Origin of the sequence: Blastococcus sp. TF02A-35 (assembly GCF_004571075.1) — a bacterium.
Lineage (GTDB): Bacteria > Actinomycetota > Actinomycetes > Mycobacteriales > Geodermatophilaceae > Blastococcus.
In genome coordinates, this window is sequence record NZ_SPQP01000067.1 from 1 (window position 1) to 11,829 (window position 11,829).

At 72.9% G+C, this 11,829-nt stretch carries 8 protein-coding genes, 2 tRNA genes and 1 pseudogene; 8 read left to right on the forward strand and 3 right to left on the reverse strand.

Going from position 1 to position 11,829, the window contains the following annotated elements; translation table 11 throughout:
* Both E4P43_RS19155 and E4P43_RS19160 read left to right on the forward strand, forming a co-directional pair.
* A partial coding sequence (locus tag E4P43_RS19155; protein WP_245159267.1) for a hypothetical protein occupies positions 1–661 on the forward strand: 661 nt, incomplete at its 5' end.
* 10 nt (positions 662–671) lie between these two features.
* The gene (locus E4P43_RS19160; protein ID WP_209313975.1) at positions 672–2,435 is read left to right on the forward strand and encodes an ABC transporter ATP-binding protein; all 1,764 of its coding nucleotides are present in this window, start codon (positions 672–674) and stop codon (positions 2,433–2,435) included.
* A gap of 9 nt (positions 2,436–2,444) precedes the next feature.
* On the opposite strand, the gene E4P43_RS19165 is transcribed toward E4P43_RS19160, so the two are convergent.
* A complete protein-coding gene (locus E4P43_RS19165) occupies positions 2,445–3,950 on the reverse strand; it encodes an SDR family oxidoreductase (protein WP_135147114.1) in 1,506 nt (501 codons plus the stop codon).
* A 284-nt stretch (positions 3,951–4,234) separates the two neighbouring features.
* On the opposite strand from E4P43_RS19165, the gene gyrB reads away from it, so the two are divergent.
* The 6 genes from gyrB to E4P43_RS19190 all read left to right on the forward strand — a co-directional run bounded on the left by gyrB (position 4,235) and on the right by E4P43_RS19190 (position 10,065).
* Complete coding sequence (gyrB, locus tag E4P43_RS19170; RefSeq protein ID WP_135147115.1) at positions 4,235–6,265, forward strand: DNA topoisomerase (ATP-hydrolyzing) subunit B; 2,031 nt, start codon at positions 4,235–4,237, stop codon at positions 6,263–6,265.
* A 124-nt stretch (positions 6,266–6,389) separates the two neighbouring features.
* Entirely contained in the window at positions 6,390–8,858 is a 2,469-nt protein-coding gene (gene gyrA, locus E4P43_RS19175) for a DNA gyrase subunit A (protein ID WP_135147116.1), read from the forward strand.
* Positions 8,859–8,962: 104 nt separating this feature from the next.
* On the forward strand, positions 8,963–9,616 hold the full coding sequence (locus E4P43_RS19180) for a DUF3566 domain-containing protein (RefSeq protein ID WP_135147117.1): 654 nt from the start codon (positions 8,963–8,965) through the stop codon (positions 9,614–9,616).
* Between the two features lie 55 nt (positions 9,617–9,671).
* Positions 9,672–9,745: transfer RNA gene (locus E4P43_RS19185), tRNA-Ile, on the forward strand.
* A gap of 81 nt (positions 9,746–9,826) precedes the next feature.
* Entirely contained in the window at positions 9,827–9,967 is a 141-nt protein-coding gene (locus E4P43_RS20095; RefSeq protein ID WP_167759255.1) for a DLW-39 family protein, read from the forward strand.
* Between the two features lie 25 nt (positions 9,968–9,992).
* Positions 9,993–10,065: transfer RNA gene (locus E4P43_RS19190), tRNA-Ala, on the forward strand.
* Between the two features lie 154 nt (positions 10,066–10,219).
* Here E4P43_RS19190 and E4P43_RS19195 read toward each other — a convergent pair.
* Together E4P43_RS19195 and E4P43_RS19200 are read right to left on the reverse strand one after the other, a co-directional pair.
* Positions 10,220–11,218, reverse strand: a pseudogene (locus E4P43_RS19195) (site-specific integrase); the annotation flags it as partial.
* 157 nt (positions 11,219–11,375) lie between these two features.
* Positions 11,376–11,597 (reverse strand): helix-turn-helix domain-containing protein, encoded by a 222-nt coding sequence (locus E4P43_RS19200; protein WP_135147118.1) that lies wholly within the window; start codon positions 11,595–11,597, stop codon positions 11,376–11,378.
* Positions 11,598–11,829: the final 232 nt, after the last annotated feature.

The following is an 11,829-nucleotide window of genomic DNA, read 5'->3' on the forward strand; positions in this document are numbered from 1 at the left end:
TCAGCCGGCGCCCGGCGGGGGCTGGCGACCGGAGCGGCGGCAGGGCAGCCGGGCCCGGCGCGCCGCCGACGAGGTCTTCGCCTACCAGGGCGACCTGGTGGGCGCCCAGGGCTGGGCGCTCCAGCAGGGCTGGACCGTCAGCGACGGCACCGCACCGCAGGACGCCGTGCTGGCGGACCTGATCGCCAGCTCCCCGGTGCGCGCGACCAAGGACCACCGGGCGGGCAACGTGCTGCGCGGCCGCGCCGGTGGGATCGAGCTGGTGGCGTTCGACGTCGTCTACGCCTCGGGGCGCTACGTCGTCCCGGAGTTCGCGGTCACGGCGGCGCCGATGCTGGACCGGCTGCCCGTCTTCCGCCTCAGCCCGGCCCGGTTCTGGCGGCACCGCACCGGCGGGATGGTGCCGCTGCAGTCCGGCGACCCGGCCTTCGACGCCCGCTGGCTGCTGCTCGCGGGCGAGGACGACCCGCGGCTGCACCGGCTGGCGCAGGACCCCTCGGTGCACGCCCTGCTCCTGGGCACCGACGACGGCGACGAGTTCTGGTCCGGCGCCGGGCACGTGGCCGCCGTCCGCCCGGACGGGCACCGACCGCAGCTGCTGGAGCACCACGCGCGGCTCCTCACCGCGGTCGTCGGGGTCCTGGCCGGCGGCGAGCGCTGACCGGGGCGAGGTGAGCGCCGAGGCGCCGCCGCCGACCGCCCGGGTGCGGGACCTGCTGCCGCTGCTGCGTCCCCACCGGCGGGCGATCGGGCTGGCGGCCGCCCTCTCCCTGGTCGGTGCCGCCGCGGCCCTGGCGCAGCCGGCGCTGGTGGCGCGGGTGATCGAGGGGGTCGGCGCCGGGCGCTCGGTGCTCGGTGCCGTCTCCGCCCTCGTGGCAGTGCTGGTGGCGGGGGCCGTGCTCGGGGCGGCCCAGCAGTTCCTGCTCCAGCGCACGGGCGAGGGCGTGGTGCTCACCACCCGGCGCACGCTGGCCGACCGGCTGCTGCGCCTCCCCGTCGCCGAGTACGACCGGCGGCGCACCGGCGACCTGATGTCCCGGGTCGGCTCGGACACGACCCTGCTGCGCGCCACCGTGACCTCCGGCATCGTCGAGATCGCCGGATCGGTGGTCGTCGCCGTCGGCGCGCTGGTCGCGATGGCGCTGGTCGACGTCTGGCTGCTGCTGGTCACCGTGCTCGCCGTCGGCACCGGGATGGCCGTGGCGGTCAGCGTCTCCCGCGGCATCCGCCGGCTGTCCCGGCAGGCGCAGGAGGCGGTCGGGGCGATGACCGCCGCCCTGGAACGGGCGCTGTCGGCGGTGCGCACCATCCGGGCCAGCGGCGCGACGGCCCGGGAGGTCGCCGCGGTCTGGGACACCGCGGGCCGCTCCTACGCGGCCGGGGTGCAGGTGGCGCGGCTGCAGGCGCTCGTCTCGCCGGCCAGCTCCATCGCCGTGCAGGGCGCGTTCCTGGCCGTGCTGGGGCTGGGCGGCTACCGGGTGGCGGCGGGGTCGATCGGGGTCGCCGACCTCGTCGCCTTCATCCTCTACCTGTTCCTGCTGGTCATGCCGCTGGGCCGGTTCGTGCACGCCTGGACCGAGGTGCAGAGCGGCCTGGGCGCGCTGGCCCGGATCCAGGAGATCCTGCGGCTCGCGCCCGAGGACGACGAGCGGCCCGAGCGCGGCGGGGCCCTCGCCGTCCCCCGGGAGCCGGCGGCCGGGGCCGTGACCCCCCTGCTCGAGCTCGACGACGTCTCGTTCGGCTACCCGGACGGCACCCCGGTGCTGCGCGGGGTGTCGCTGAGCGTCCCGGCGGGGGGCCGGGTCGCGCTGGTCGGGCCCTCCGGCGCGGGGAAGTCCACCGTCCTCGCGCTGGTCGAGGGCTTCTACCCGCTCTCCGGTGGGTCGATCCGGTGGGCAGGCACGGACGTCCGCGACCTGCCGCGGGCCGCGGTGCGCGCCCGGGTCGGCTACGTCGAGCAGGAGGCGCCGGTCCTGGCCGGGACGATCCGCGACAACCTGCTGCTGGCCGCGCCGGACAGCAGCGACGACGAGCTGTGGTCGGTGCTCGCCGACGTCGGCCTCACCGGGGTCGTGCAGCGCTCGCCGCGCGGCCTGGACGTCCCGGTCGGCGACGACGGGGTGCTGCTCTCCGGCGGGGAGCGCCAGCGGCTGGCCATCGCCCGGTCGCTGCTGACCCGCCCGGCGCTGCTGCTGCTCGACGAGCCGACCGCCAGCCTGGACGCGCGGAACGAGGGGCTGCTGCGGGACACCCTCGTCGCCGCGTCGGCCGACCGGGCGCTGCTCGTGGTGGCCCACCGCCTGTCCACCGTGCGCGACAGCGACGCGATCGTCGTCCTCGACGGCGGGCGGGTCGTCGGGCAGGGGACGCACGACGAGCTGGTGGACGGCAACCCGCTCTACCGGGAGCTCGCCTCCGCCCAGCTGCTGGTCTGAGGCGTCCGCTCAGCCGGGCTGCTCGGCGGCGCGCACGATCCCGCGCAGCATCCCGCCGAAGACGAACCCGTGGAAGACCGCCACCGCCCACCAGTAGGCGTGCCCGGCCAGGCCGCGGGGGGCGAAGGTGGCCCGCTGGCGCAGCGTCACCCCGCCCTCGGGCCGGTGTTCCACGTGGAACTCCAGCCAGGCGAGGCCGGGCACCCGCATCTCCGCGCGCAGCCGGAGCAGCCGGCCCTCCTCGCGCTCCTCGACCCGCCAGAAGTCCAGCGCGTCCCCGACGTAGAGCCGGTCCGGGTCCCGCCGTCCCCGCCGGAGGCCGACGCCGCCGACCGCGCGGTCCAGCCACCCGCGCACCCGCCAGGCCAGCGGCCACGAGTACCAGCCGCGCTCCCCGCCGATGCCCTCCACGACCCGCCACAGCCGGTCCGCCGGCGCTGTCGTGGCCTGCTCCCGCTCGTCGACGTACAGGCTCCCGCCGGCCCAGTCGGGGTCGGTCGGCAGCGGGTCCGAGGGCGCGCCGGGCACCGACGCCGTCGCCCACCGGGTCGTCACGGCGGAGTCCTTCACCCGCTGGACCGCCAGCCGCACCGCCTCGTCGAAGCCGAGCAGCCCTTCAGGCGGGTCCGGCACGTAGCGGGCGATGTCGTGCTCGGCGCAGACGACGGTGTTGCGCAGGGACTCGACCAGCGGCCGGGCGATCCCCGCCGGCACCGGCGTGATCAGGCCGACCCAGTGGCTGGACAGCGACGGGCTGAACAGCGGCACCGGCACGATGCGCCGCCGGGGCAGCTCGGCCACCCGCGCGTAGCGCTGCATCATCTCGGCGTAGCTCATGACGTCCGGGCCGCCGATGTCGAAGCACCGGTGCACGTCGGCGGGCAGCCGCGCGCAGGCGACCAGGTACCGCAGCACGTCGCGGATGGCGATCGGCTGGATCCGGCTGTGCACCCAGCGGGGCGTGACCATGACCGGCAGCCGCTCGGTGAGGTACCGCAGCATCTCGAACGACGCCGACCCCGAGCCCAGGACGACCGCGGCGCGGAGCACGACGGTCGGCACGCCGGAGGCCAGCAGGATCGCGGCCACCTCGGCCCGGGACCGCAGGTGCGGCGAGAGCTCCTCGTCCTCCGGCTCCAGCCCGCCGAGGTAGACCAGCCGTCCCACCCCGGCCGTGCGCGCGGCGTCGGCCACGACCCGGGCGGTGCGCCGGTCGGTCTCCTCGAACGACGGCCCGGTCCCGAGGGCGTGGACCAGGTAGTAGGCGACGTCGACCCCGGCGCAGGCGGCGGCCACCGCCTCGGGGTCCCCCGCGTCGGCGCGGGCGACCTCGACGTCACCGGACCACGGGTGGTCGCGCAGCCGCTCCGGGCTCCGGGTCATGACCCGCACGCGGTGCCCGGCGGCGAGCAGCTCGGGCACCAGCCGCCCCCCGACGTAGCCCGTCGCGCCGGTCACCAGGCAGGTGAGGGGGCCGGTCGGCGACGGGTCGGGGGCGGGGTGGGGAGCGGCCATGGCCCGAGTCTGCGGTTCCCGCCGGGGCGGCGCCCGCCGCCGGGAGCCGCCCACCGGGCCGAGGACGGCGTGTCGACCCGGGGGGCAACATCCATGGTGGCGGAGCTCCCGCGAGCGGCGCAGACACGGCGTGAGGGCGTGGACGGCGCCATTCCTGTCGGACCTCGCGGTATCGTGGACGACGGAAACCGTCAGCATCCGGCTCAGCGCCCTTCTGCGCCGTTCCGCCCCCTGTCCCGTGTCGGGGGCGAGAGGTCGCCGGATGCTCGAGAGGAAGGCCCCACGTGGTCGCAGCACCCCAGACCGAGTCCGACTACTCGGGTAGCTCCATCACCGTCCTCGAGGGTCTCGAGGCGGTCCGGAAGCGCCCCGGCATGTACATCGGCTCCACCGGCGAGCGCGGCCTGCACCACATGGTGTGGGAGGTCGTGGACAACGCCGTCGACGAGGCGCTGGCCGGCTACTGCGACACGGTCAAGGTCACCCTGCTCGCCGACGGCGGGGTCCGGGTCGAGGACAACGGCCGCGGCATCCCGGTGGACCTCCACCCGGTCGAGAAGCGGCCCACCGTCGAGGTGATCATGACCGTCCTGCACGCGGGCGGGAAGTTCGACGGCAAGAGCTACGGCGTCTCCGGCGGTCTGCACGGCGTCGGCGTCACCGTCGTCAACGCCCTCTCCACCAAGCTCGACGTCCGCATCTGGACCCGCGGCAAGGAGTGGCACCAGGAGTACACCGAGGCCAAGCCCGGTCCCCTGGAGGAGGTCGGCCCGACGGACAAGCGCGGCAGCCAGATCACCTTCTGGGCCGACGGCGGCATCTTCGAGACGACGACCTACTCCTTCGACACCATCAACCGCCGGCTCCAGGAGATGGCCTTCCTGAACGCCGGGCTGACGATGGTGCTGCGCGACGAGCGCCCCGGCCACGCCAAGGCCGAGACCGGCGTGGGCGAGGACTCGCTCGCCGAGGCCGCCGTGCCGACCGACGCCGAGGACGAGGCGTTCGAGCCCACCGAGGTCACCTACCGCTACGACGGCGGCCTGGTCGACTACGTCTCCCACATCAACCGCCGGCGGACGGCGATCCACAAGTCGGTCATCGGCTTCTCCGCCGAGGGCACCGGCAAGAACGACATGGCCATGTCCGTGGACATCGCGATGCAGTGGTCCGACGCCTACTCGGAGTCGGTGCACACCTTCGCCAACGTGATCAACACCCACGAGGGCGGCACGCACGAGGAGGGCTTCCGCGCGGCGCTGACCTCGATCGTCAACCGGTACGCCGTCGAGAAGAAGCTGCTCAAGGAGAAGGACGAGAAGCTCACCGGCGACGACATCCGGGAGGGCCTCGCGGCGATCATCTCGGTGAAGCTGGGCGACCCGCAGTTCGAGGGCCAGACCAAGACCAAGCTCGGCAACACCGAGGTCAAGGGCTTCGTCCAGAAGATCTGCAACGAGCAGATCGGGCACTGGTTCGAGGCCAACCCGACCGAGGCCAAGACCATCATCACCAAGGCCGCCTCGGCCGCCCGCGCCCGTCGCGCCGCGCAGGACGCGCGCAAGCTGGCGCGCAAGAGCCTGCTCTCGGTGAGCGGCCTGCCCGGCAAGCTCGCCGACTGCCGCTCGACCGACCCGCGCAACTCCGAGGTCTACATCGTCGAGGGCGACTCGGCCGGCGGCTCGGCCAAGTCCGGCCGCGACTCGATGTACCAGGCGATCCTGCCCATCCGCGGCAAGATCATCAACGTCGAGAAGGCGCGCATCGACCGGGTGCTGAAGAACACCGAGGTCCAGTCGATGATCACCGCCTTCGGCACCGGCATCCACGACGAGTTCGACATCTCGAAGCTGCGGTACCACAAGATCGTCCTCATGGCCGACGCCGACGTCGACGGTCAGCACATCAGCACGCTGCTGCTGACGCTGCTCTTCCGCTTCATGCGCCCGCTGGTCGAGGGGCAGTACGTCTACCTGGCCAAGCCCCCGCTGTACAAGATCAAGTGGGGCGCCAAGCACGGCGACGAGTACGCCTACAGCGACCGCGAGCGCGACGCCGTCGTCAAGGCCGGCGTCGAGAGCGGCCGCAAGATCAAGGACGAGATGATCCAGCGGTTCAAGGGTCTCGGCGAGATGAACGCCAGCGAGCTGTGGGAGACCACGATGAACCCCGAGACCCGCATCCTCCGCCAGGTCACGCTGGAGGACGCGGCGGCCGCCGACGAGATCTTCAGCATCCTGATGGGCGAGGACGTCGAGGCCCGCCGCAGCTTCATCACCCGCAACGCCAAGGACGTCCGCTTCCTCGACGTCTGAGGGAGGGCCCCTCGCCCCCCACGCCCCGCTTCGCTCGGCGCGGGCCCTGCGAGGGGGCCGGGGCGCCGAACCCCATTTCGAACTTCTGTCCACTCCTGTGCACCGACCTGTGGAGACCTGAACCGTGACGGAAACACCCTTCCGCGACCGCGTCGAAGCGGTCGACCTCCAGCAGGAGATGCAGCGCAGCTACATCGACTACGCGATGAGCGTCATCGTGGGCCGCGCGCTGCCCGAGGTCCGCGACGGCCTCAAGCCGGTGCACCGCCGCGTGCTGTTCGCGATGTACGACCAGGGCTTCCGCCCCGACCGCGGCTACGTCAAGTGCGCCCGACCGGTCGCCGAGGTCATGGGTAACTACCACCCCCACGGCGACTCGGCGATCTACGACGCCCTCGTCCGCCTGGCCCAGCCGTGGTCGATGCGCTACCCGCTCATCGACGGGCAGGGCAACTTCGGCTCCCCGGGCAACGACCCGGCCGCCGCCATGCGGTACACCGAGTGCCGCCTGACGCCGCTGGCCATGGAGATGCTGGCCGGGATCGACGAGGAGACCGTCGACTTCCAGGGCAACTACGACGGCCGCACCCAGGAGCCGGTCGTGCTCCCCGCGCGCATCCCGAACCTGCTGATCAACGGCTCGGCCGGCATCGCGGTCGGCATGGCCACCAACATGCCCCCGCACAACCTCCGCGAGGTCGCCGAGGCCGCCTACTGGATACTCGACAACCCCGACGCGGAGGCCGAGGAGGCCCTCACCGCGTGCATGGAGCGGATCAAGGGCCCGGACTTCCCCACCCACGGCCTGATCGTCGGCCGCGAGGGCATCGAGGACGCCTACCGCACCGGCCGCGGCTCGGTGCGCATGCGCGCCGTCGTCACCGTCGAGGAGGACGCGAAGGGCCGGGTGCAGCTGGTCGTCACCGAGCTGCCGTACCAGGTCAACCCGGACAACCTCGCCGAGAACATCGCCGAGCTGGTCAAGGAGGGCCGGCTCCAGGGCATCAGCGAGATCGCCGACGAGTCCTCCGACCGCGTCGGCCGCCGGCTGGTCATCACGCTGCGCCGCGACGCCGTGGCCAAGGTCGTGCTGAACAACCTCTACAAGCACACCCAGCTGCAGACCTCCTTCGGCTGCAACATGCTCTCCATCGTCGACGGCGTCCCGCGGACGCTGCGCCTGGACGAGCTGGTGCGCAACTGGGTCAACCACCAGATCGAGGTCATCCAGCGGCGCACCCGGTACCGGCTGCGCAAGGCCGAGGAGCGGGCGCACATCCTGCGCGGCTACGCCAAGGCGCTGGACCACCTGGACGACGTCATCGCGCTCATCCGTCGCAGCCCCTCGGCCGACGAGGCCCGGACGGGCCTGATGGAGCTGCTCGACGTCGACGAGATCCAGGCGACGGCGATCCTCGACCTGCAGCTGCGCCGCCTGGCCGCCCTCGAGCGGCAGCGGATCATGGACGAGCTGGCCGAGATCGAGGCCCGCATCCGCGACCTGCAGGCGATCCTCGACTCGCCGGCGCGCCAGCGGCAGATCGTCCGGGACGAGCTCCAGGAGATCGTCGAGAAGTACGGCGACGACCGCCGCACGCAGTTCGTCGCCAACGAGGGCGACGTCTCGATGGAGGACCTCATCGCGGAGGAGGAGGTCGTCGTCACCATCACCCGCACCGGGTACGCCAAGCGGACCAAGAGCGACCTCTACCGGTCGCAGCGCCGCGGCGGCAAGGGCGTGATGGGCGCCCAGCTCAAGCAGGACGACATCGTCGACCACTTCTTCGTGGGGTCCACCCACGACTGGATCCTGTTCTTCACGAACAAGGGCCGGGTCTACCGGGCCAAGGCCTACGAGCTCCCCGAGGCCAACCGCACCGCACGCGGCCAGCACGTGGCGAACATCCTGGCCTTCCAGCCGGACGAGAAGATCGCCCAGGTCATGCAGATCAAGGACTACGGCGTCGCGCCGTACCTGGTGCTCGCGACCTCGAAGGGCCAGGTCAAGAAGACCCGGCTCACCGACTTCGACTCCCCCCGCCAGGGCGGCGTCATCGCGATCAACCTGCGCGACGGCGACGAGCTGGTCGGCGCGGCGCTGATCAGCTCGGAGCAGGACCTGCTGCTGGTCACCAAGAAGGCGATGTCGATCCGGTTCAAGGCCGACGACGCCGCGCTGCGGCCGATGGGGCGGGCCACCGAGGGCGTCCGGGGCATCTCGCTGTCCGACGACGACGCGCTGCTGTCGATGATGGTCGTCGAGGAGGGCGTGGACGTCCTGGTGGCCACCGAGCGCGGCTTCGCGAAGCGGACCGGCATCGAGAACTACCCGGCGCAGGGCCGTGGCGGCAAGGGCGTGCTCACCGCCGACCCGAAGGCGCGCAAGGGCAACCTCGTGGGCGCCCTCGCCGTCCAGCTCGGCGACGAGCTCTACGCCATCACCTCCGGTGGCGGCGTGATCCGGACGCCGGTGAACGGCGTGCGGCACAACAAGGACCGCGCCACCATGGGTGTCAAGCTCATGAACTTGCCTGAGGACGTGTCGATCGTGGCGATCGCGCGTACGACGGACAACGACGAGCCCGCGGCCTAGTGTGAGCAGCTAGTCACGCACGAGACGTGTCCCGCGGCGGCTGCGGCCGCCGCGGGACCCGGCACTGAGGGAGCGGTATGGCCGCTGCGGAACGGGAGACTGGCATGAGCGACCGGACGCAGGGTTCGGTGCGCACCGACTCCCGGGACGAGGCCGGTCCCGCGACCACCGGACCGGCGCCGGCGTCGGCCACGCAGTCCGTGCCCGCGACCGGCGCCCAGCGGGCGGTGGCGCCCGGCACCGGCTCGGTCCCGCTGGTCCCGCAGCCGCTGACCGGCGAGACGCCCGCCGTCCCCACCGGGTCAGCCGCCGGCGGCACCCCGGCCGGTGGCTCCGCCGCCGGCGCGGCCGCCCCCTCCGGCACGACCCGCCCGGGCGCGAAGACGGTCGGCCGCGGCCCCCGCCGGGCCCGCCTGCAGCTGCGCCACATCGACACCTGGTCGGCGCTGAAGATGTCGCTGATGCTGTCGATCGCGCTCTTCTTCATCTGGATGGTCGCCGTCGCGATCCTCTACGGCGTGCTCAACGGCCTCGGGGTCTTCGACACCCTCAACGGCCTGATCGGGCAGCTGGGCACCTCGGAGCCCGGCGGCAACGGCGACGTCTTCACCATCGGCGTGGTCGCCTGGGGTGCCGCCGTCATCGGCGCGATCAACGTGGTCCTGCTGACCGCGCTGTGCACCGTGGGCACCTACATCTACAACCTCTTCGCCGACCTGGTCGGCGGCCTGGAGGTCACGCTCTCCGAGCGCGACTGACGGGGACCCCCCTGCGGGCCCGCTGATCGCGGCAGGTACGCTGGTCGAGGTTCACGGGCCTGTAGCTCAGGCGGTTAGAGCGCATCCCTGATAAGGATGAGGCCGGAGGTTCAAGTCCTCCCAGGCCCACCCGTGTGCCGGGGCCCCACGGCTCCGCGCCTCTCCGGTCGCCGTCCCACGGCGGGCGAAGCGCTCGAGGAGGTTCTCCGCGTGCTGAAGAAGCTGGCGTTCGCCGCCCTCGCGGCCGGTGCGCTCGCGGCCGTCCGCAAGCGGACCGCGGCCAAGGGCGAGGCCGACCTCTGGCACGAGGCCACCAGCGGGCCGGGGGCCGTCAGCACGCCCACCCGCTGAACCGCGGCCCCTCGGGGCCGTTCCCGGGGACGTAGCTCAATTGGCAGAGCACCGCCTTTGCAAGGCGGGGGTTAGGGGTTCGATTCCCCTCGTCTCCACTCCTCTGACCTGCGGATTCACCTCCGTCGGGGCCTCGGGAGACCCGTCCGAAGGGGTCTCAGTCCGCAAAAAGTCCGCAACTCGTCCGCGGGATGCGGCCCGCAGGGCGTCCAGCCGGTCGGCCACGTCGTCCAGGTCGTCGTCGAACAGGTCGGTGTAGCGGTCCAGGGTCATGGCCGCCGAGGCGTGCCCGAGCATCCGCTGCACCGCCTTGACGTTGGCGCCGGCCTTGATCGCCAGCGAGGCTGCGGTGTGCCGGAGTTCGTGCGGCGTGAGTCCGGGCTCGCCGATGGCCCGGGCGGCGGCGTCGAACCAGGCCGACCGGGCGTTCCGGTTGCGCAGCACCGCACCCTGCGGCGAGGGGAATGCCAGCTCGTCCGCGGGACGGGTCACCACCGTCCGGGCGAGTTCGTCGACGAGGAACCGCGGCAGCGGCACCGAGCGGCGGCCGTGGGTCTTGGGGGTGCCCCACACCAGGCGGGAGCCGTCGACCTCGGTGACGGCCTCCTCGACCAGGAGCCGCCGGCGCAGCAGGTCGAAGTGCCGCACTCGCAGCGCCGCCAGCTCCGACCAGCGCAGCCCGCAGTAGCCGAGCACCAGCACGGCGACCCGGCCGGGCCCGGCGGCGTCGGCGAGCGCCTCGAGCTGTTCGGCGGTCAGGTACCGGCGGCGCTTCTCCTGCATCGGCGGCAGGGCCACGCCGAGCGCGGGGTTGACCGCCAGGCGCCGGTCGCGCACCGCGAGGCCGAGGATGCCGGACAGGACGCCCTGCGCCTTGCGGACCGAGGCCCCGGCCAGGCCCCGGTCGGAGAGCTCGGACAGCCAGGCCTGCACGTCGCCGTGGGTCACCCGGATCAGCGCGACGTTCCCCCAGCGCGGCAGGACATGGGTTTTGAGGACGTCGGCGTAGCGGGCCCGACTTGTGGGCTTGAGGTTGATCTTCCCGGCGAGCCACACGCCCGCCAGCTCACCCACGGTCGTCCTGGCCCGCGTCGGGTCGACGTAGGTGCCGGTCTGCACGGCCGCAGTGACCTCGTCGAGCCAACGCTGGGCGTCGACCTTCCGCTTGAAGTGGCGGGCGTGCTCCTTTCCCTGCGCGTCGCGGTACCGCGGCCGGTACGTGCCATCAGGCCGCCTCGCGATCGAGGCCATCCTGGATCACCCGCCCTTCTTCAAGCCCCGGCCATGGCCTACGAGGGCTGCACGACCGACGCGATCGTCCCGGGGGAGAGCTTGCCGTCGAACCCCTGGTCCTTCGCTTGGCGCGGCGCAATCTGTGGACGGCGGCTCGCGCGGTGGATCAGCCTGGTCACCGCCGGGTGTCCGAGGCGGGGGCGGCTTGGCCGTGCTGGGCATCGACCCAGTTACGGAGCTCGTCGGAGCGGTAGAGAACGCGGCGGCCGAGGCGGAAGCTGCGCGGTCCGATACCCAGGTGGCGCCAGTACCGGAGGGTGGCGACGGGAGCGCGGAGGAGTTCGGCGGCCTCCGTGATGGTGAGCAGCTTGGGTTCGCGGGCGGGGTGGTCGGACATGGCTGGCTCCAGGGACTCGGGGTGGGCTGTGCGCCGTTACGGGAGAAGGCGCCATTTGGACGCGATTGGTGACAGCCGACCACCGATGGCTTCCGAAATCCTCCAGTTCTCCTCCTGGTGCTGGGGTCGGGGCCCGACGCCGCCACTCGGTGGAGGCGGCCATGTTCATCGACCGATGCCCGGCGCGGCGCCCCCACGGGCGAGGGATGGTCCCCGCCGCTCCGCCTCGGGA

What these genes read in the sequence shown, in the direction of transcription:
- E4P43_RS19165 (WP_135147114.1), bottom strand. Translation starts at nt 3,950, where the DNA reads ATGGCCGCTCCCCACCCCGCCCCCGACCCGTCGCCGACCGGCCCCCTC.
- E4P43_RS19180 (WP_135147117.1), top strand. Translation starts at nt 8,963, where the DNA reads ATGAGCGACCGGACGCAGGGTTCGGTGCGCACCGACTCCCGGGACGAG.
- E4P43_RS19200 (WP_135147118.1), bottom strand. Translation starts at nt 11,597, where the DNA reads ATGTCCGACCACCCCGCCCGCGAACCCAAGCTGCTCACCATCACGGAG.